This window comes from Streptomyces thioluteus, from assembly GCF_039535865.1.
This window is the reverse complement of record NZ_BAAAXZ010000040.1, coordinates 16,259-35,861: the sequence shown is the minus strand read 5'-3', so window position 1 is coordinate 35,861 and position 19,603 is coordinate 16,259. Positions and strand designations below refer to the sequence as shown.

General features: G+C 72.0%; 18 protein-coding genes and 1 pseudogene. 12 read left to right on the top strand and 7 right to left on the bottom strand.

Translation table 11 applies throughout. The annotated features are described in order from the left end of the window. The first annotated feature begins 41 nt into the window (after positions 1–41). From ABD794_RS05500 to ABD794_RS05460, 9 genes are all read left to right on the top strand, one after another. Positions 42–4,058, top strand: a complete 4,017-nt coding sequence (locus tag ABD794_RS05500; protein ID WP_344961167.1) for a TIGR02680 family protein — start codon at positions 42–44, stop codon at positions 4,056–4,058. Continuing rightward, on the top strand, positions 4,049–5,293 hold the full coding sequence (locus ABD794_RS05495) for a TIGR02679 family protein (RefSeq protein WP_344961160.1): 1,245 nt from the start codon (positions 4,049–4,051) through the stop codon (positions 5,291–5,293). Before ABD794_RS05500 ends, ABD794_RS05495 begins: the two co-directional genes overlap by 10 nt. Before the next feature lie 709 nt (positions 5,294–6,002). Further along, positions 6,003–6,908: an aromatic prenyltransferase gene (locus ABD794_RS05490; protein WP_344961159.1), complete on the top strand. Its 906-nt coding sequence runs from the start codon at positions 6,003–6,005 to the stop codon at positions 6,906–6,908. Positions 6,909–7,064: 156 nt separating this feature from the next. Continuing rightward, positions 7,065–8,072: a mevalonate kinase gene (gene mvk, locus ABD794_RS05485; protein WP_344961158.1), complete on the top strand. Its 1,008-nt coding sequence runs from the start codon at positions 7,065–7,067 to the stop codon at positions 8,070–8,072. Beyond that, entirely contained in the window at positions 8,062–9,081 is a 1,020-nt protein-coding gene (gene mvaD / locus ABD794_RS05480; RefSeq protein WP_344961157.1) for a diphosphomevalonate decarboxylase, read from the top strand. The genes mvk and mvaD overlap by 11 nt, the downstream gene beginning before the upstream one ends. Next, positions 9,078–10,196, top strand: coding sequence for a phosphomevalonate kinase (locus tag ABD794_RS05475; protein ID WP_344961156.1), 1,119 nt, complete (start codon positions 9,078–9,080; stop codon positions 10,194–10,196). Before mvaD ends, ABD794_RS05475 begins: the two co-directional genes overlap by 4 nt. Before the next feature lie 8 nt (positions 10,197–10,204). Beyond that, entirely contained in the window at positions 10,205–11,296 is a 1,092-nt protein-coding gene (gene fni / locus ABD794_RS05470; RefSeq protein WP_344961166.1) for a type 2 isopentenyl-diphosphate Delta-isomerase, read from the top strand. Then, a complete protein-coding gene (locus ABD794_RS05465) occupies positions 11,293–12,354 on the top strand; it encodes a hydroxymethylglutaryl-CoA reductase (RefSeq protein ID WP_344961155.1) in 1,062 nt (353 codons plus the stop codon). Before fni ends, ABD794_RS05465 begins: the two co-directional genes overlap by 4 nt. Before the next feature lie 2 nt (positions 12,355–12,356). Then, the gene (locus tag ABD794_RS05460; protein ID WP_344961154.1) at positions 12,357–13,535 is read left to right on the top strand and encodes a hydroxymethylglutaryl-CoA synthase; all 1,179 of its coding nucleotides are present in this window, start codon (positions 12,357–12,359) and stop codon (positions 13,533–13,535) included. A gap of 77 nt (positions 13,536–13,612) precedes the next feature. On the opposite strand, the gene ABD794_RS05455 is transcribed toward ABD794_RS05460, so the two are convergent. The 7 genes and pseudogenes from ABD794_RS05455 to ABD794_RS05425 all read right to left on the bottom strand — a co-directional run bounded on the left by ABD794_RS05455 (position 13,613) and on the right by ABD794_RS05425 (position 17,637). Continuing rightward, positions 13,613–13,795: a MerR family transcriptional regulator gene (locus ABD794_RS05455; protein ID WP_344961153.1), complete on the bottom strand. Its 183-nt coding sequence runs from the start codon at positions 13,793–13,795 to the stop codon at positions 13,613–13,615. Further along, the gene (locus tag ABD794_RS05450) at positions 13,792–14,430 is read right to left on the bottom strand and encodes a hypothetical protein (RefSeq protein WP_344961152.1); all 639 of its coding nucleotides are present in this window, start codon (positions 14,428–14,430) and stop codon (positions 13,792–13,794) included. The genes ABD794_RS05455 and ABD794_RS05450 overlap by 4 nt, the downstream gene beginning before the upstream one ends. After that, entirely contained in the window at positions 14,427–15,281 is an 855-nt protein-coding gene (locus ABD794_RS05445; protein WP_344961151.1) for a phage tail sheath subtilisin-like domain-containing protein, read from the bottom strand. Before ABD794_RS05445 ends, ABD794_RS05450 begins: the two co-directional genes overlap by 4 nt. A 36-nt stretch (positions 15,282–15,317) precedes the next feature. Then, positions 15,318–15,824 (bottom strand): PhzA/PhzB family protein, encoded by a 507-nt coding sequence (locus tag ABD794_RS05440; protein ID WP_344961150.1) that lies wholly within the window; start codon positions 15,822–15,824, stop codon positions 15,318–15,320. 194 nt (positions 15,825–16,018) lie between these two features. After that, positions 16,019–16,147 (bottom strand): hypothetical protein, encoded by a 129-nt coding sequence (locus ABD794_RS05435; RefSeq protein ID WP_344961149.1) that lies wholly within the window; start codon positions 16,145–16,147, stop codon positions 16,019–16,021. A gap of 65 nt (positions 16,148–16,212) precedes the next feature. After that, positions 16,213–17,399 (bottom strand): annotated as a pseudogene (locus ABD794_RS05430) (3-deoxy-7-phosphoheptulonate synthase). Between the two features lie 34 nt (positions 17,400–17,433). Continuing rightward, positions 17,434–17,637 (bottom strand): hypothetical protein, encoded by a 204-nt coding sequence (locus ABD794_RS05425; protein WP_344961148.1) that lies wholly within the window; start codon positions 17,635–17,637, stop codon positions 17,434–17,436. Between the two features lie 360 nt (positions 17,638–17,997). Between ABD794_RS05425 and ABD794_RS05420 the strand changes: the two genes are divergently transcribed. Genes ABD794_RS05420 through ABD794_RS05410 form a run of 3 tightly spaced genes read left to right on the top strand, consistent with a single transcriptional unit; the run spans position 17,998 to position 19,485 of the window. Then, a complete protein-coding gene (locus ABD794_RS05420; RefSeq protein ID WP_344961147.1) occupies positions 17,998–18,630 on the top strand; it encodes a DUF4956 domain-containing protein in 633 nt (210 codons plus the stop codon). After that, positions 18,627–19,235, top strand: a complete 609-nt coding sequence (locus tag ABD794_RS05415) for a VTC domain-containing protein (protein WP_344961146.1) — start codon at positions 18,627–18,629, stop codon at positions 19,233–19,235. The genes ABD794_RS05420 and ABD794_RS05415 overlap by 4 nt, the downstream gene beginning before the upstream one ends. After that, on the top strand, positions 19,225–19,485 hold the full coding sequence (locus ABD794_RS05410) for a hypothetical protein (RefSeq protein WP_344961145.1): 261 nt from the start codon (positions 19,225–19,227) through the stop codon (positions 19,483–19,485). Before ABD794_RS05415 ends, ABD794_RS05410 begins: the two co-directional genes overlap by 11 nt. The last annotated feature ends 118 nt before the right edge of the window (positions 19,486–19,603 follow it).

Here is a 19,603-nt window from a genome sequence, read left to right as displayed (position 1 = left end):
CCCCGGCCTCCCCGCCCCCCACCCGCTCCCGCTGGCAGCCGCTGCGCATCGGACTCGTCGATCTCTTCCACTACGACGTGGAGGAGTTCCACTTCCATGACGGGCGCCTCCTGCTGCGCGGCAACAACGGCACGGGAAAGTCCAAGGTCCTGGCCCTGACCCTGCCCTTCCTGCTGGACGGAGACCTCACACCGCGCCGTGTCGAGCCGGACGGCGACCCGGGCAAGCGCATGGAGTGGAATCTGCTCCTCGGCGGCGAACACCCGCACCCGGAACGCCTCGGCTACACCTGGATCGAATTCGGCCGACGGGACGGCACGAGCGGCGAGGAACACTTCCGTACCCTCGCCTGCGGTCTCAAGGCCGTCACCGGACGCGGTATCGCCCGTCACTGGTACGCCGTCACCGACCAGCGCGTCGGCCGGGACCTCAGCCTGCTCGACCCGACCGGCACCGCCCTGTCCCGCGACCGGCTCGCCGAGGCGATCAGCGGGCACGGCATGGTGTACGACCAGGCGAGAACCTACCGACGGGCCGTCGACGAAGCGCTGTTCGGACTCGGCGAGCAGCGGTACGCCGCCCTCGTCGACCTGCTCATCCAACTGCGCCAGCCCCAGTTGTCGAAGCGCCCCAACGAGGCGGCCCTGTCCCGGGCCCTGACCGAGGCGCTGCCGCCCATGGACCAAGCGGTCATCGCCGCCGCGGCGGAGGCGTTCCGTTCCCTGGACGAGGAGAAGGAGGAGGTGCGGGCCGCAGCCGAGGCCGAGCACGCCGCCTCGGCGTTCCTCGACCACTACCGGCGCTACGCCCGGATCGCCACCCGCCGCCGGGCACGGCTGCCGCGGACCGAGCACTCCCGCTACGAGCGCCTCCAGCGGGACCACGCAGAGGAGCAGGCGCACCAGGCCCGCGCGGAGGAGGACAGGGCGGCGGCCGGGGAACGGATCGCCGCCCTGGAGGAGACCGAGACCCGCCTGCGGGCCCAGGACGCCGCCCTGCGCGAAGGCCCGGAGATGCGCAGCGCCCACGAGTTGGAGCAGGCGGCCGGGGAGGCGGCCCGCGGCGTACGGATACAGGAACGCGCGGAAGCCGACCACGAGCAGACCGTGCGGCTCCACACGCGGGCCCTGGAGCGGCTCGGCGCGGCGGAGCAGCGGCTCGCCGCCGCGGAGCACCGGGCCGGTACCGTCCTCGAACGTGTCCGGGAGACCGCCGGGGACGCGCGGGTCCCCCTCTCCGGGGAACCCGCGCGGGAAGAGGCCGAGGCCGCGACGGACCGCAGGCGGCGCACCCTCGTCCATGTGGAACGCCTGGCGAACGAGGCCGACTGGGCGGAGGACGGGCGCCGCGCGGCCGCCGGACGGCTGGACGAGGCGGAGTCCGACTTGGCGCTCGCGACCGAGGCCCGTGACCGGGCAGAGGAAACCACGGCGTCCGTCGGGCGGACGCTTGTCGATGCTGTACGTGAACACATCCACATCTGCCGGGAGTTGGTGTACCCCGACCCGGTCGGTGTCCTTGAGGAGGTCCAGGAGTGGGCGCCTCACCTCGACGGGCCCTGCCCGGTACGCACTCACGCCGCCCGTGCCCACAGTTCCGCCTCGGCGGAGCTGGCCGACCGGGCGGCAGACCTGGCACACCACGCGAAGGAGCTCAAGGCCCGTCGCCGGGACCGGGAACGGGAACTGGGCGCGCTCGAGGCCGGCGGCCGGCGCGGCCCCGAGGCCCCGTACACACGCACCCAGGAGCTGCGCGAGCGCACGCCCGGCGCCCCCCTGTGGCGGCTGGCCGACTTCCGTGACGGGCTCGAAGCGGTCGAACGCGCCGGCCTGGAGGCCGCGTTGGAGGCGGCCGGACTGCTGGACGCCTGGGTGTGCCCGGACGGCACCGTCCTCGGCGCCGGGCATGATGTCCTGCTCGCGCCGCAGGCCGGCCCCGTGCCCGGGCCGTCGCTGGCCGACGTCCTGCTCCCGGCCGTGGACCACGGTGACGACCGTGCCGCGGCGGTGGGAGAGGAGACGGTGGCACGGTTGCTCGCGGCGATCGGACTGGGCGAGGGCGGGGACACCTGGGCGGCCCTCGACGGGACGTTCCGGATCGGCGCGCTCACCGGCCGGTGGGCCAAGCCCGCGGCCGAATACCTCGGCGAGGGCGCCCGGGAAGAAGCCCGACGGTCCCGTATCGCCGCCCTGCGCGGAGAGCTCACCGCGCTCCAGGAGGAGCTGGCCACCGCCACCGCCCGGGCGGAGGACATCGCGGCCCGCCGCCGTGGACTCGACGCCGAACTGGCCGCCGCGCCCGACGACGCCCCGCTCCGGCAGTCATACGCCCACGCGGCCGCGGCCGCGGATGCCATGCGCAGGGACCGCGACCGGCGGGACGAACGAGCCGCGGACCTCGCCGAGGCCGTCCGGGCCGCCGAGCGGGCCGCCGCCGAACTGGACGCCACCGCCGCCGACGTGGGCCTGCCCGTCGACCGCGGCGCGCTCGCCGCTGTACGCCAGGCTCTTACCGACCTCACCCTGGTCCTCGCCGACCTGTGGCCCGCTCTGCGCGAGCGGACGGAGGCGGCCCGCCAGGTGGGGGAGGAGCGCGGCGAGGCCGAACAGGCCGGGCAGCGAGCCGCGGAGCACGCGCTGCGTGCCGAGGAAGCGGCCCGCGAGGCCGCCGTCGCGGACGAACGCCATCGCACCCTGCGCTCCACGGTCGGCGCGGCAGTCGCCGAACTGGAACGCCGGCTGGCCGAGACCGCCGGCGCCCTCCGCGAGTGCGGCGCCGGGCAGCGCCGTGCCCGCGAGGAACACCTGGACGCCGACCGGCGGGTCAGCCGGGCCGAGGGCCGTATCGAGCAGCTGGAACGCGGGCTGGCCGAGGCAACCGCCACCCGGTCGGAGGCCATCGCAGCGCTTCAGCGGTTCGCGGCCACCGGCCTGATGGCCGTCGCTCTGCCCCAACTCGCCGTTCCGCCACTGCGGGACGGGCCATGGGCAGCCACCCCCGCCATCACCCTGGCTCGCTCCATCGAGACCGAACTGTCCAGGACGGACGACTCCGACGGCGCCTGGGAACGCGTACAGCGCCGTCTCAGCGAGGAGTTCAAGACCTTGCAGGACGCCCTGTCCCGGCACGGGCACACGGCGTCCGCCCGCATGGTCGAGGACGGCATGGTCGTCGACATCGTCTACCAGGGCCGCGAACGCGCCGTACCCGAACTCGCCGAGGCGTTGGCCGCGGAGGTCGGCGAGCTCACCCGTATCCTCTCCGCCCACGAGCGGGAGATCCTCGAAACCCACCTCATCACCGAGGTGGCGGGCACGCTGCAGGAGCTGATCGGTGCCGCCGAACGACAGGTCCGGGCCATGAACGCCGAGTTGGAGGAACGCCCCACCTCGACCGGGATGAAGCTGCGCCTGGTGTGGCGGGCCTCACGCAAGGCCCCGGCGGGCCTCGACCGGGCCCGGGACCGTCTGCGCCAGTCCGCGGAGGCCTGGACACCCGAGGACCGGACGGCGGTCGGCCAGTTCCTGCAGGCACAGATCGCCCGGCAGCAGACGGATGACGCCGCCGGCAGCTGGCTCGAACACCTCACTGTCGCTCTCGACTACCGCATGTGGCACGAGTTCGGCGTCGAACGCCACCAGCAGGGCCGCTGGGTGCCTGCCACCGGGCCGGCGTCGGGTGGCGAGCGGGTCCTCGCCGTGTCCGTGCCTCTGTTCGCCGCCGCGTCCTCGCACTACGCGAGCGCGGGCAACCCGTACGCGCCGCGTCTGGTCACTCTCGACGAGGCGTTCGCGGGAGTCGACGACGACTCGCGCGCGAAGTGCCTGGGCCTGCTGCACGCCTTCGACCTGGACGTGGTGATGACCAGTGAGCGGGAGTGGGCGTGCTACCCGCAGGTGCCGGGCATCGCCATCGCGCAGCTCTCCCGGGTCGACGAGGTGGCGGCTGTCCTGGTCACCCGCTGGGAGTGGGACGGCACCGCACGCCGTCGCTGTGAGGACCCGTCGTCCGAGCAGAGCCCGGCCGGGGCGGACGACCAGGAGGTGCTGTGGACGTGAACACCGGGCCGCCGGGCGCAGTCGATGCCGAACGTCTGCGCCGGCTGCTCGGCACCCCCGACCTCGCCTGGCTGATCGAGCGCATACGCCGGCGGCTGGCCCGCGAACAGCCCCTCACCGGGTCCGTCTCGCTGGCACACCCCACAGACGCCCAACGCGCCGCGGCCGAACGCCTGCTGGGTCGGGCCCCGCGCGCCGGCCGCTCACTGTCCGTCCGGCTGGACATCGTCGATGCCGTGGTGCGGCGTTCCGGCATCAGCCCCGACGGCCTCGCCACGGCGGTCACCGCCCTCACCGGGCCTGTCACCGTGCTCAGTGAGGCCCGTCATGAGGAAGCCCACGCCTGGGAAGCCGCCTACGAGCCGCTCCACCTGCTCGACGGCGACGTGCCCCGGCTCGCCGGCTGGACGTCCCGGCTCCGTGCCGAGGGCCTGGTACGGCGTCTCGCCCGGACTCCCCGCGCCGCCCGCCCGCTCCTCGCCGACACCGTGAAGGCGCTGCGGGCACTCCCGGCCGATCCCGCCGTGTCCCTGCCCGCCTTCGCCGCCCGAGTGCTCGGCAGTGCCCATGCCCTGGACGACGGAACGCCCCTGGCCACCCTCACCCTGTCGGGCATCCGCGCCCTCACCGGCTTCCCCGACGGCAGCGGCGCCGCATGGCGGCGCGACGCATGGGCGTCGGCGGGGCTGCTGCGCGACGACCTGTCGTCAACTGTCCTCACCCTCAACCTGCGTGGTGATCCGGCCCTCGACTGGCTGGCGGACGTGGGGGAGCCATGCGTCCTGACCCTGCGACAGCTCGTTCACCGGGCGCCCGCGACGGCACCTCCGACGGTACGGATCTGTGAGAATCCCGCCGTCCTCGCAGCCGCCGCCGACACCCACGGTGCCGACTGCACGCCCCTGGTCTGCCTCCAGGGCCAGCCGTCCGCCGCCGCCCTCGCCCTGTTGCGCCGGCTCCATGGAAGCGGCACGAGGCTGCTCTACCACGGCGACTTCGACTGGGGCGGGTTGCGGATCGCGGGCGTGCTGCTGCGCAGCGTGCCATGGCGCCCCTGGCGGTACACGGCCACCGACTACCGTGCGCTGGCCACCGCCCGCCCGTCGCTGCCGCCCCTGACGGGCACCCCGGTCGAGGCCCCCTGGGACTCGGCCCTGGCCCCGGCCCTGGCCGAACTCGGCGTACGCGCCGAGGAGGAGGTCACGTTGGACCTGCTCCTCGCGGACCTCGCCTGATCGAAGGCGCGCGTGGGCCGCAGCATATGTCCCGATGTGCCGGCGTGTTCCGGCCTCCGAGGTGAACTGATGTACCGGCTGCAGGCGTCGGCGACATGGCTCCAGGGCAGGAACACGCTTCGGCATCAGTGAAGTTCAGGCCGCACCCCGGCTCTCCCGGATTCAGGCCCGTGGCGTTGTGGCCGGGGAGAGTCCCTGAGAAGCGGGGCCCGGGCATGCTCGGTGCCGGCATCCGGCGCCCCCGATTCCGCCCGGAGTGTCCCACGTCACTGCGGACGGACCTTGGTCTGTGAGCACTGCACGTGTCACTCTTTCTGCACGCCGATCCTGCCCGAAACCGGCGGCCAGGCGGTCGCTTGAGTGGCGCGTCCGCCGGGCCGGGCCAGTGTCCGATGTGGCATCGGTTTTCCTGAGGTCCGCGTGGGCTCCTGCGACGGTGAGTGTCCGGGCGAGGGCGGCCCTGGCGAGCGGTGTGGTCCGGTAGGGGCGAGCCGTATTGCGCTCCGACGCCGCGTCCCCGAATCGGCCGCAACTACCCTGACATGGGCGGTGGTTCCGGCATCTGCCCGGCCGTCCGGCCGGAGCGTCGATCCGCCGCCCGCTCGTTCGGGCTTCTGGCACGGGCCGTTCTCCCCGCCCCGGGAGGACGGCCCGTGGCATGTCCTCGTGTCCTCGTCCAACTGACGTCAACTTGATAAGTGGAGGAAGAATGTCGGAAACCACCGGCATCGCGGAGTTCTACTCGGTCACCGAGAAGACCGCTCAGCTGATGGGCGTTCCCTGTGAGCGCGACACGGTCTGGCCCGTGCTGGAGGCGTACCAGGACGTGATGGCGCTGCCGACCGTCATCTCCTTCCGGACGCAGACCGGTCCGCGCGGGGCGGGGGACGTCGACTGCCGCTGGACGATGCTGCCCAAGGAGGTCGACCCGTACGCCATCGCGCTGGAGAAGGGGCTGGCGGAGGAGACGGACCATCCGGTGGGCAAGCTGCTGGAGGAGATCCATCAGGCGTTCCCCATCGGGGGGTACGGCTTCGACTACGGCGTTGTCGGCGGGTTCAAGAAGACCTGGACGTTCTTCCCCGCGCCCGCGCCGCAGCCGGCGGCCAAGCTCGTCGAGCTGCCGTCGATGCCGCGCAGCGTCGCCGACAACATGGCGTTCTTCGAGAAGTACGGGCTCGAGGAGATCGTCAACACGATCGGCATCGACTACGCGAAGCGTACGGTGAACCTCTACTTCAACCCGTCGGAGCGGGAGTTCTTCGAGGCGGAGGGGATCCGGTCGGTCCTGCGCGACGCCGGGATGCCGGAGCCGAGCGAGGGGCTGCTGAAGTTCTGTGAGCAGGCGTTCGGGATCTACCTCACGCTGAGCTGGGACTCGTCGAAGATCGAGCGGGTGACGTTCGCCGTCAAGACGACCGATCCGCTGGGGCTTCCCGTGCAGGTCGACCCGGTGATCGAGAAGATCGTGAAGGACGCCCCGTACACCGCGGGCGAGCAGTACGTCTACGGCATCGCGGCGACGCCCAAGGGCGAGAACCACAAGATCCAGTCGTACTACCAGTGGCACACCCGGGTGGAGAGCCTGCTCACGCCCGTCGTCGACGCCGGATGACCGGCCGGGCAAGTCACCCGGAGGACGGGGGACTTGCCCCGCCCGTCGAGCCGGACACCCGGTCAGGAATCCTGGACCCGATGTTCTGCTTCATTCCTGCCAAGAACTCTGGACGATGCGATCTCCATGCACAAAGAACAAGGGGAGTTGAGTGAGTTGACTCTGCAGACCTCAGCAGAGGGGGTGTCGGAGGGGCGGCGGGCCCGCACGGTCGGTGTCGGCCGTGCCCACGCCAAGGCCATCGTGCTGGGGGAGCACGCGGTCGTCTACGGGGCTCCGGCGCTCGCTCTCCCGGTCCCGCAACTGTCGGTCACGGCAAGCGTCGGGTGGTCCTCCCACTCCCCGGACGACACCGGCGACGTGTCCCTCACGATGACCGGTTCCGCGTCGAGGCCGGAGGCGACGCAGGCCTCCGACGGACTGCGCAGCCTGACCGCCGAGTTCAGGGCGCTCATGGGGCTGACGGACAGTCTTCATCTCGACGTGGTCCTCGACTGCGTGATCCCGGCCGGCCGGGGGCTCGGTTCCAGCGCCGCGTGTGCGCGCGCGGTCGTCTTCGCCCTCGCTGACCTCTTCGACCGCGAAGTGACGCCGGAAATGGCGTTCCACCTGGTGCAGACGGCCGAGAACGTGGTGCACGGCCGGGCCAGCGGAGTCGACGCCCTGACCGTCGGCGCGTCCGCGCCGCTGCTGTTCCGGGCGGGCGAGGCCCAGGAACTGCCGATCGGCTGCGACGGTTCGTTCATCATCGCGGACAGCGGTGACGTGGGCCGGACCAAGGACGCGGTCGAGCTGCTGCGTGAGGGCTTCCGGCGGCAGCCGGGAGCGCAGGAGGAGTTCGTGCGGCGGGCGACGGAGCTCACCGAGGACGCCCGGCAGGCCCTGGCCGACGGCAGGCCGGAGGAGCTCGGCGGGCGGCTCACCGAGTACCACGAGCTGCTCCGCGCGGCCGGTCTCAGCACCGAACGGATCGACGCGATGGTCGGGGCCGCGCTCGCGGCGGGCGGCCTCGGAGCCAAGATCACCGGTGGTGGCATGGGCGGTTGCATGATCGCGCTGGCCCGGTCGGAGCAGGCGGACGCCGTCACCCGGAGCCTGCACGAGGCCGGCGCCGTACAGACGTGGGTCGTGCCGCTGAAGGGGCTGGTCGGCGATGGGCGTTGAGCACCGGACCGGCGGCAGCGCCACCGCCGTCGCGCACCCGAACATCGCGCTGATCAAGTACTGGGGCAAGCGCGACGAGCAGCTGCTCCTTCCCCGGACCGACAGCCTGTCGATGACCCTGGACATCTTCCCGACGACCACCCGCGTCCGGCTCGTCCCCGAGGCGGAGCACGACGAGGTGTCGCTCGGCGGCGCGCCTCTGGAGGGGGAGGCGCGGCGACGTGTCGTCGCGTTCCTGGATCTGGTGCGGGAGCGGGCCGGGAGCGACCGTCGGGCCGTCGTGGAGACCGAGAACACCGTGCCCACCGGGGCGGGGCTGGCGTCCTCCGCGAGCGGTTTCGCCGCCCTCGCCATGGCCGCCGCGGCCGCGTACGGGCTCGATCAGGACGCCACCGCGCTGTCGCGCCTCGCCCGGCGCGGGTCCGGGTCGGCGTCGCGGTCGATCTTCGGTGACTTCGCGATCTGGCACGCGGGCACGGACGAGGACGGAGACCTCGGCTCGTACGCCGAGCCGGTGCCGGTGGACGTGGGGGAGCTCGACCCCGCGCTGGTCATCGCCGTGGTCAACGCGGGCCCCAAGGCCGTGTCCAGCCGTGAGGCCATGCGGCGGACCGTCGACACCTCGCCGCTGTACGAGCCCTGGGCCGTCTCCAGCAAGGACGACCTCGCCGACATGCGGGAGGCCCTCCGCCGGGCCGACCTGGAGGCGGTGGGGGAGATCGCGGAACGGAACGCCCTCGGCATGCACGCGACGATGCTGGCCGCGCGCCCCGCGGTCCGCTACCTGTCCGCGCCGACGCTGACCGTGCTCGACAGCGTGCTCCAACTGCGGCGGGACGGAGTTCCGGCCTACGCGACCATGGACGCCGGGCCGAACGTCAAGGTGCTCTGCCGTCGCGCGGACGCGGAGCGGGTGGCCGGGGTCGTGCGCGGCGCGGTCCCGGGGGGCGCGGTGCACATCGCCGGGCCGGGGCCGGGCGCCCGCCTGCTGGACGAGGGCGGACGATGACCCGTCGGCCGGCGGTCGTACGGCGCGCGCCGGGCAAGCTCTTCATCGCGGGCGAGTACGCGGTCGTGGAGCCCGGCAACCAGGCGGTCCTGGTGGCGGTCGACCGGTACATCACCGTCACCGTGTCCGAGACCGGTGAGGACGGCGTCGCCGTCACCTCCGATCTCGTCCCGCAACCGGCGCGCTGGCACTGGCGCGACGACGGTCGGCTGTCTGCGGACGGCGGAGGCGACGAGCAGCACGCCCGCGAGGGCCTCGCGCACGTGCTGTCGGCGACCGAGGCCGTGGGGCGGCTGCTGGCCGAACGCGGCCTGCCCACGCCCGCGATGGGCATCTCGGTCAGCAGCGGACTGCACGACGACGGCACGAAGTTCGGGCTGGGTTCGAGCGGCGCGGTGACCGTGGCGACCGTCGCGGCCGTGGCGGCCTTCTGCGGACTGGAGCTGTCGCCCGACGCCCGGTTCCGCCTGGCCATGCTCGCGACGGCGGAGATCGACCCCAAGGGCTCCGGCGGTGATCTCGCCGCCAGCACCTGGGGCGGCTGGATCGCGTACCGCGCGCCCGACCGGGCCGCCGTGCTCGAACTGGCCCGCCGACACGGCGTCGAGGAGGCGCTGCGCGCGCCCTGGCCGGGCTTCGAGGTGCGCCGGCTGCCACCGCCCGCCGGGCTCTCCCTGGAGGTCGGCTGGACCGGAACGCCGGCCTCCACCACGGCCCTCGTCGCCGGTCTGAACCGGCGGACCTGGCGGGGCACCGCGTCCCACCGGAGGTTCATGGAGACCAGCGCGGACTTCGTGCGCGCCACGGTCTCCGCCCTCGAACGGGGGGACGGCGCCGACCTGCTGCACCAGATCCGGCGTGCGCGGCGGGAGTTGGCCCGGCTGGACGACGAGGTCGGCCTGGGCGTCTTCACGGCCGGGCTGACGGCGCTCTGCGAGGCCGCCGAAGCCGTCGGCGGCGCGGCCAAGCCCTCGGGGGCGGGGGGCGGCGACTGCGGCATCGCCCTGCTGGACGCCGAAGCACTGCTGGACATCACACACGTACGGGAACGGTGGGCCATGGCGGGGGTGCGGCCCCTGCCGATCCGTCCCGCCCCGGAAGGGAACCAAGAATGACCGATGAACTGATCGCTCAACGCAAGGACGACCACGTCAGGCTCGCGGTCGAGCAGCAGCACGACCACAGCGGACGCAACCAGTTCGACGAGGTGACGTTCGTCCACCACGCCCTGGCCGGCATCGACCGCCCGGACGTGTCGCTGGCCACGACGTTCGCCGGGATCTCCTGGCAGGTGCCGCTGTACATCAACGCGATGACCGGCGGCAGCGTCAACACCGGTGTCATCAACCGGAACCTGGCCATCGCCGCCCGCGAGACCGGTGTGCCCATCGCGTCGGGCTCCATGAGCGCGTACTTCAAGGACCCCTCCTGCGCCGGCACGTTCAGCGTGCTGCGCGAGGAGAACCCGGACGGGTTCGTCCTGGCGAACATCAACGCGACGGCCTCGGTCGAGAAGGCGCTGCGGGCCGTCGACCTGCTCCAGGCCAACGCCCTGCAGATCCACATCAACACGGTGCAGGAAACCGTGATGCCGGAGGGTGACCGGTCCTTCGCGTCCTGGGTCCCGCAGATCGAGAAGATCGCGGCGGCCGTCGACGTCCCCGTGATCGTCAAGGAGGTCGGTTTCGGGCTGAGCCGTGAGACCGTCCTGCTGCTGAAGGACCTCGGCGTGCGGGTGGCGGACCTCGGCGGCCGGGGCGGCACCGACTTCGCCCGCATCGAGAACGGCCGGCGCAGGCTCGGCGACTACGCGTACCTGGAGGGCTGGGGGCTGTCCACCGCCGCCTGCCTGCTGGACGCGCAGGACGTCGGCCTCCCCGTGCTCGCCTCCGGCGGCGTCCGCAACCCGCTCGACGTCGCCCGGGCCCTGGCGCTCGGCGCGTCCGGCGTCGGCGCGTCCGGGAGCTTCCTCCGCACGGTGCAGGACGAGGGCGTGGAGGCGCTGGTCGCCCAGCTCACCACGTGGCTCGACCAGCTCGCGGCGATGATGACGATGCTCGGTGCGCGCACCCCCGCCGACCTGACGCGCTGCGACCTGCTGATCAGCGGCGGCCTCCGCTCCTTCTGCGCCGACCGGGGCATCGAGACGCGGCACTTCGCCCAGCGCTCCGCCCGCGCCGCCGCCACCGACGAACTGACGGGAACCACACGATGACCGAGGAACACGCGATAGCAGGCGTCCCGATGAAGTGGGTGGGCCCGCTTCGTATTTCCGGGAACGTCGCCACCACCGAGACCCATGTCCCCCTCGCCACCTACGAGTCGCCGCTGTGGCCCTCCGTGGGCCGCGGGGCGAAGGTCTCCATGCTGGCCGAGAAGGGCATCGTCGCCACGCTCGTCGACGAGCGGATGACCCGTTCGGTGCTCGTCGAGGCGGTGGACGCGCAGACCGCGTACACGGCCGCGCGGACGATCGAGGCGCGGATCGACGAGCTCCGGGACGTGGTGCGCACCTGCAGCAGGTTCGCCGAACTGATCGGCATCCGGCACGAGATCAACGCCAACCTGCTCTTCATCCGGTTCGAGTTCCGCACCGGCGACGCCTCCGGGCACAACATGGCGACGCTCGCGTCCGACGTGCTCCTGAAGCACCTGCTGGAGACCGTTCCGGGGATCTCCTACGGATCGATCTCCGGGAACTACTGCACGGACAAGAAGGCCACCGCGATCAACGGCATCCTCGGCCGTGGCAAGAACGTGGTCACCGAGCTGCTCGTGCCGCGCGAGATCGTCGAGCGCGTCCTGCACACGACGGCTGCCAAGATCGTCCAGCTGAACATCCGCAAGAACATGCTCGGCACGCTGCTCGCCGGCGGCATCCGCTCGGCGAACGCCCACTTCGCGAACATGCTGCTCGGCTTCTACCTGGCGACGGGCCAGGACGCGGCCAACATCGTCGAGGGCTCGCAGGGCGTCGTCATGGCCGAGGACCGGGACGGCGACCTCTACTTCGCCTGCACGCTGCCGAACCTGATCGTGGGCACGGTGGGGAACGGCAAGGGGCTCGGGTTCGTGGAGACCAACCTGGCCCGGCTCGGCTGCCGGGAGGACCGTCCCGCCGGGGAGAACGCGCGCCGGCTCGCCGTCATCGCGGCGGCGACGGTGCTGTGCGGCGAGCTCTCGCTGCTCGCGGCCCAGACGAACCCGGGTGAACTCATGCGGGCCCACGTCCAGTTGGAGCGGGCCGCCAAGACGGAAAAGGTCGGTGTATAGGCATGGCCAGCGATACCGCCATCGGCATTCATGATCTGTCGTTCGCGACCACCGAGTTCGTCCTGCCGCACACGGCACTCGCGGACCACAACGGCACCGAGATCGGCAAGTACCACATAGGCATCGGCCAGCAGTCGATGAGCGTGCCCGCCGCCGACGAGGACATCGTCACCATGGGTGCGGCCGCCGCCGCGCCCATCATCGCCCGGCACGGCGCCGAGGGGATCCGGACGGTCGTCTTCGCGACGGAGTCCTCGATCGACCAGGCCAAGGCGGCGGGCGTGTACGTCCATTCGCTGCTCGGGCTGCCGTCGGCCACCCGGGTCGTCGAGCTGAAGCAGGCCTGCTACGGGGCGACGGCGGCCCTGCAGTTCGCCATCGGCCTCGTGCACCGGAACCCCGAGCACCGCGTCCTCGTGATCGCGAGCGACGTCTCCAAGTACGAGCTGGACAGCCCGGGCGAGGCGACGCAGGGCGCGGCGGCGGTGGCCATGCTCGTCGGCGCGGACCCCGCGCTGGTGCGCATCGAGGAGCCGTCGGGCCTGTTCACCGCCGACGTCATGGACTTCTGGCGGCCGAACTACCGGGACGCCGCGCTGGTCGACGGTCAGGAGTCCATCACCGCGTACCTGCAGGCGGCGCAGGGCACCTGGAAGGACTACGCGGAGCAGGGCGGGCGCGCGCTCGACGAGTTCAGCGCCTTCTGCTACCACCAGCCGTTCACGAAGATGGCGTACAAGGCGCACCGCCACCTGCTGAACTACTGCGGGCACGAGGTCGACGAGGCGAGGGTCGCGCGTGACCTCGGGCGGACCACCGCCTACAACGCCGTCGTCGGCAACAGCTACACCGCGTCGGTGTACCTCGCCCTCGCCGCGCTGCTCGACCAGGCGGACGACATGACCGGGCAGGCCATCGGCTTCCTCAGCTACGGCTCCGGCAGCGTCGCCGAGTTCTTCGCGGGGACCGTGGTGCCGGGGTACCGGGAGCACCTGCGGACCGAGGCGAACCGCGAGGCGATCGACCGGCGGAAGCCGGTCGACTACGCCGGGTACCGCGAGCTGCACCAGCGGTCCTTCCCGGCCGACGGCGGCGAGTACGCCACCCCGTCGCAGACCGGCGGGCCCTTCCGGCTGGCCGGGCTCAACGGTCACAAGCGCCTGTACGAGCGCCGCCGTTAGCGACGCCTCCCGGCACATGGCTGCGTGGGCATCCCGTGCGGGATGCCCACGCAGGGGCCGGCCGTGGCCGTGCCGGGTCAGGGCCGGCGCTGCAGGGCGATCTCGGTGAGTTCCTCGATGTCGAACTCCGAGCGGCCCGGCGTGCCGTAGCGGGTTATCTTCCCCCGGCTCACCCACTTCCGGATGGTCGCCTCGGACACGCCCGCGGCGAGCGCGGCCACATTCGTCGGCACGAGCCTGTGGCGCGGCGGTTTGTTCACGCGGCGTCCGTGCGCTGCCGGACCATGAGGTGCCGTAGGGTGAGCCATTCTCGTATCTCCCATGAATGTCCTGACGAACAGCTGATGCTGCTCTTTCCTGCGTTCCCGCTCCCGCTCCCGGTCTTCTGCGGCGAGGCGTTGATGGTGCCCGTGCAGTCGTCCACGACGCATTCGACGGCGGGCGCACGGCGGTCACCGTGATCGGGGTCGACGGCGCGCAGTAACCGGCCGTGGATTCCCTCGATTTCGCGGGCGAACTCGCCGGCCGGGGGCTGGGCCACGAGCCACTCGAGGTGGCGCAGGAGAAAGCTCGTCAGATGCGGAACGGAGCGGGCCGGGGCAGCGGTTCCGAGTCCGTCCGCGACACATGCGGACCAGGACTCCAGGACGGCGACGACGTCGTTCCGGGTGTCCAGCGCGGCCATGTTCAGGTGGTCCCGCCTGCGGCTGCCGGATACTTTCGTCGGGTTCCGTTGTCGGGGTATCGCCAGGACGTCGTGCAGGCTTTCCCGGTGGAGCCCGGGAAGCGCGCACAGGTGACGGTCCAGTTGCCTGATGCACGCGGCGCAGAGAACGGACCCGGCGGCGGCGCGGACGTCCTCCGTGTGGTTTCCGGGGCACGGGTCAAAGGTCATCGGATCTCCTCGGGGAGCGGTGCGAGGGCGCGGCCCACCGGGCGGCGCACGCCGAGGTGTTGCCCGTCGGGATCGGTGGAGAGCGTGCGCGCGCCGGTCACCCGGATGCCCTGCCCGGGGAACGACCGCAGACAGTTCACCCCCAGACCGCCGAGCGACGCGTGCTCGTCGTCGGACAGGTCCCTCTCGTGTTTCACCACGCCCAACAGCGGGCCCACGGGCGCCCGGTGCACGCCCTGTTCGGCGTCGAGGCGGCTGTACAGCCCGGACACGTGCCCCGAAGCCGGCACCAGACGTTCGGTCCCGTCGGCCTCGGTCACGGTGATCCACGGATAGTGGACGGCGACGAACCGGGCGGCGGGTTCCTTCAGTGCAAACGGTCTGCTCTTCATGTCGGCGGGGGCGAGGCCCCGCCGGGTGTGCAGCAGGGCGAACCGGTCGCCCATGCGGCCGCAGTGCTCGGCGATCGATTCCGCGATCTCGTCCGCCTCGTCCTCCGCCCGCCACAGATCCGGTGCTACCACGAGGGTGATCCCCGGAACGCGCTCCAACTCGGCGAGAGCGGACCGGTAGGCGGCCACGCGATCCCCGCCACGGCCCGCCGTCCCGAGGATCCAGACCCCGCCGCCGCCGTTGCGGAAGTGGCCGAGCACGGCGTCACGGACGAAGGACGGCGTCTTCCCACCCGCCTTCTCACCTGCCTTCTCACCCGTCCCGCCCGCCGGAAAGGCCTCGGCGAATTCCCGCGGGCCGCGGACGAAGGCCGGCTCGTCCGGCAGGGCCGGGGCGTCGCCGATGAAGGCCGTCGCCGACGTGACGGTGCGCGGTTCGTTCAGCTGCGGTTGGGGCATGCGGACTCCTCGGTCACGACGGTCGGGTGGCGCGGGTCAGGAAGGGATCCAGTCCCGCTGGATGTGCGGGGTCTCGATGCTGAGGGCGCGCATGTGCTCGATCGGATTGGTGTATTCGCGGCTGGAGACGATGCGTCCGTCGCTCAGGGTGAAGCCGTGGATGAAGTGGTTGCGGTAGACGCCCTCGGGGTAGCCGGGGAACCGGATCGTTCCCTCGCCGTCGCACTCGACCCAGATGACGGACGGGTCCTGCGTCTCGTAGACGTGCACGTCGAACCACTGCCAGTCGGGCAGCACTTCGAGGGACAGCTCCCCGTGCCGCTGGAGCTTCTCCCGGCCCTGGACGACGATGGGCCGGCCGATGTCGGTGTAGAAGAGGGACGCGGTGCCGTCCTCGGTGTAGAGCGTGTACCGGCGCAGCCGGGCCTCCGCGCCGGTCTCCATGTACTGCTCGACGGCCCGGCGGTTGCGGGCCCGCAGGTCGTGGTGGTCGTTGAACACCGGTGTTGCGGCGGCGGGTTGGGGCATCAACGACGACGTCATGGTGTCTCCTGGGGGTTGGTGAGGCATGGGGGGCCGGGCTGCCGGGGTGCGTGCGGGCGCGCACGCGACCGGACCGTCCCGTTCGCCGGGAACCCGGCGTCGACGCAGCCGAGTGGGAGGGACGGGCCGGTCCGGCGCGGGACGGACGCGTCGGACCGGCCGTCCTGGTGGGCGGATCCGGTGGTCCGGACGGATCAGGCCAGGGCGAGGGTGCGGGCCGGCGCGAGCGGGCCGTGGCCCTCGAACCCGTATCGTCGCCGACGCTCCGTCAGATGAGCCTCGGCGAGGGGCGGATACGGGTGCATGGTGGATGTGCCGTTCATGGTTCCAGTTCCTGGCTTGATGCGCCTGTGCTTCGTGCGCAGTGGAACAGAGAGCAGTCGTCGCGTCACGAGGATCGGGCGGTCCAGGACGAGACCACGGCCAGCGCCTGCGACGGGTTGAGACGGGGGTCGCAGTGCGACGTGTAGCGCTCCCCGACGGAGCCGAGCCGATCCTCGGTGGAGGCGCACTCGGTGACGTCGTCCGGCGTGGTTTCCAGGTGCAGGCCGCCGGCGACACCGCCCGCGGTGCGCACGGCCTCGACGAAGCGCGAGACTTCGAGCGAGACGGTCTCCACGATCCGCGTCTTGTGGCCGCCGGGCGCCGTGACGGTGTTGCCATGCACGGGGTCGCTCAGCCAGATCACGGGGTGGCCCGCGCCGCGCACGGCCTCGACGAGCCGCGGCAGCCGGTCGGTGACGGCGTCGGCTCCCATCCGTGCGATGAGGGTGAGCCGGCCGGGGTCGCGCCACGGGTCGAGCCGCTCGCACAGGGCGAGCAGGTCGCCGGGCTCCATGGTGGGGCCGACCTTGCACGCCACCGGGTTGCTCACCTCGGCGAGCAGGGCGACGTGGGCGCCCTCCAACTGGCGGGTGCGTTCGCCGATCCACGGCCAGTGGGTCGAGCCCAGGAACAGCCGCCCCTTCTCGTCGACGCGCAGCATGGGCATCTCGTAGTCGAGCAGGAGTGCCTCGTGGCTGGTCCACACCGGGGGGCTCCACGACGTCGCGTCCCGCGGCGCGGTCGCGCCAGCCCAGGTGTTCGACGATGTCGCAGGCGGCCATGTAGCCGGTGAGGATGCGCAGGGGGTCGGGCCGGCGGCTCTCGCCGTCGGGCTCCGGGCCGTTGACCATGTGGCCCCGGAAGACGGGGAGTTCGGCGCCGTCGACGACCTCGGTGGGCCGGGAGCGGGGCTTGGCGAACTGCCCCGCGATGCGGCCTGCCCGCAGGACGGGCTTGCCGGTGGCCAGGCCGAGCGCCCCGGCGAGCAGGTCGAGCAGTGCGGCCTTGCGCGCGACGTGGTGACGCGTGCACTCCTGCGGGTCCTCGGCGCAGTCCCCGGACTGCAGCACCAGGGCCTCACCGAGCGCTACCTTGCCCAGGAGGGTACGTAACGTGGCCAGGTCGTCGGCCCGGACGAGGGTGGGGCGTGCGGCGAGTGCCTCGCCCACCCGGCTTACCTGAAGGGGGGTCGTTCCATTCGGGTTGCTGCAATGCCCCGCGGATACGAATCTCCCGTTTTACGTCTTTCAAGACGTACTCCGATCCAGCGGTGATGTCGCGATGGTCAGGCGGGTATTTTCTCGTGCTCGATTTCCGGGACCGAAATCCGGACCGGAATATCGAGCACACGCGACCGCTGGAGCGAATTCATGAACAGAAAGTGGCTTTTGTGGCAGCCCACGGCCGTGTGCTGCTCGACGCCGGCGTGGTGGACATGACGAAGTTCTGCCCTGTCGGCGAACCCCTGAGGATTGACGGACTCAGACACAGTTATCTCCCCCGTGTGTCTTTCGAGCAACTGAATGTGTGGCGCAAGCACTCCTGCTGAATACTGCCCCAGGGCGCGGGCTTCCGCAAGGGACGCCGATGAAGTGCCGGTGAAGGCACAACGGCCCGATGTCGTCTCGATTTGCCCTGATCCTGGGCGTCGGATCAGCGGGCCAATTTAGCTGGTCGATGCAACAAACTGGTCGAATGATGTGCTCATGACGTAGTGGGCCGCGTGGTGATGCGGGCCGGTGAACGGTTTCTCCACAGGGCCGACACGTTCGGCCGGAATCTGGTTACTCTCTGTGTTCACTTCGACGCCCCGACCCACGGGGGCCGACTCACAGGGGGAGTCCACGTCATGGATGCGCTGCGGCACATCGCCGCCCACGGGGCACTCGACCTCGCCGCCGTCTGCCTGCTGACCTTCGCCGTCTACCATCCGCGCCACCGCCGCCGCGACCTCGTGCCGGCCTACCTGGCCCTGAACGCCGGGCTGTTCACCGTCGTCGCCGCCCTCGCCGAGGTCCGGGGCGGCGGCGGTGCGGCGCTCGGGTTCGGTCTCTTCGGGGTGCTGTCCCTCGTCCGGCTCCGGTCCGACGCGGTGCAGCACGAGGAGGTCGCCTACTACTTCACCACGCTGGTCCTCGGCCTCGTCTGCGGGTTGCCGCGGCTGGCGCTCCCCGACGCGGCCGGCCTGAGCGCCGTCCTGCTGCTCGTCGTCTGGGCCGCCGACCACCCCCGGCTCCTGGCACGTGTCCGGCGCACCGTCGTCACCCTCGACACCGTCCACGGCTGCCCCGGCGCGCTCCGCGCCGACCTGGCCGTGCGGCTCGGCGAGCCGCTCGACTGGACGGTCAGGGAGATGGACTTCGTGCGCGACCTGATGGTCGTGGACGTGCGCTACCGCGAGCCCCGGCCCGGCGCGGGTCCCCGTCCGGCCGTCGACCCCGGGCCGGTCCGCCGCGCCGCACCGGTCGCGGAGCCGGTGTGAGCGCGCCGGCCGTGGAGGCCGTCACCGAGGCCGCGGGTGCCGCCGCGCCCGTCTCCCTCGCCGAGGTCGACGAACGCGCCGGGCTGCTCGTCCGCTTCGACCGCAGCTATCTCGTGCCCGTGGACGCCTTCCTGCGGATCGCGGAGTGCCTCACCGGGCCCCGGCGGCCCGACGGCCCCTTCCGGGCACTGGCCATCGGCGGGCGGCGGGCCTTCCGCTACCACTCCGTCTACTACGACACCCCCGGCCTGCGCTCCTTCCACGACCACCGGCAGGGCCGCAGGCTCCGCTTCAAGGTCCGTGAGCGGGTGTACGAGGATTCCGGTGAGCGGCAGTTCGAGATCAAGCTGAAGGGGGGGCCGCGGCAGCACCGTCAAGCACCGCCGCCCGATGGCCGGTGCGGACAGCCCGCTGGACGCCGGGCACCGGGCATACCTCGCCGGGACCCTGCGGCATGCCTACGGCATCGAGGTGCCCGAAGGGCTGGGCCCCTCCCTCAGCACCGACTACCTGCGCGCGACGCTGGTCGGCGACGGCGAACGTGTCACGTGCGACGCGGGGCTGTCCTGTGCCGACCTGGGCACCGGCCGCACCGTGCGCTGTGACCCCGGTCTCGTGCTGGTCGAGACGAAGACGGCCCGTCACCTCGGCGCGGCCGACCGGATCCTGCACGCGTGGGGGCTGCGGCCCGCCGTCTTCACCAAGTACTGCGGAGCCTTCACGGCCCTCCGCCCCGCCCTTCCGGGGAACCGCTGGCATCGGGCGGCGAGCCGGGTGTTCGGCCCTTTCGGTCCTTTCGGCCCCGCGCCGCGAATATCCGGGCCATCCACCGTGATCCGCCGTGATCCACCGTGATCCGCCGCGCGACGTAGTTCCGAAGTCGTAGTTCCATAACCGTTCTTGGGGATTGAACGGGCGAAGAGGGCGAAGGGAACGCCGTTCGGACAAGGGCCGGCCGGACTTGACAAGGAAT

Excerpts from the sequence above, each read along its gene's own strand:
- ABD794_RS05420 (WP_344961147.1), top strand. The coding sequence starts at position 17,998 with ATGGATGCGCTGCGGCACATCGCCGCCCACGGGGCACTCGACCTCGCC.
- ABD794_RS05475 (WP_344961156.1), top strand. The coding sequence starts at position 9,078 with ATGACCCGTCGGCCGGCGGTCGTACGGCGCGCGCCGGGCAAGCTCTTC.
- ABD794_RS05440 (WP_344961150.1), bottom strand. The coding sequence starts at position 15,824 with ATGACGTCGTCGTTGATGCCCCAACCCGCCGCCGCAACACCGGTGTTC.
- ABD794_RS05460 (WP_344961154.1), top strand. The coding sequence starts at position 12,357 with ATGGCCAGCGATACCGCCATCGGCATTCATGATCTGTCGTTCGCGACC.
- ABD794_RS05435 (WP_344961149.1), bottom strand. The coding sequence starts at position 16,147 with ATGAACGGCACATCCACCATGCACCCGTATCCGCCCCTCGCCGAGGCT.
- ABD794_RS05465 (WP_344961155.1), top strand. The coding sequence starts at position 11,293 with ATGACCGAGGAACACGCGATAGCAGGCGTCCCGATGAAGTGGGTGGGC.
- ABD794_RS05490 (WP_344961159.1), top strand. The coding sequence starts at position 6,003 with ATGTCGGAAACCACCGGCATCGCGGAGTTCTACTCGGTCACCGAGAAG.
- ABD794_RS05450 (WP_344961152.1), bottom strand. The coding sequence starts at position 14,430 with ATGACCTTTGACCCGTGCCCCGGAAACCACACGGAGGACGTCCGCGCC.
- ABD794_RS05445 (WP_344961151.1), bottom strand. The coding sequence starts at position 15,281 with ATGCCCCAACCGCAGCTGAACGAACCGCGCACCGTCACGTCGGCGACG.
- mvaD (WP_344961157.1), top strand. The coding sequence starts at position 8,062 with ATGGGCGTTGAGCACCGGACCGGCGGCAGCGCCACCGCCGTCGCGCAC.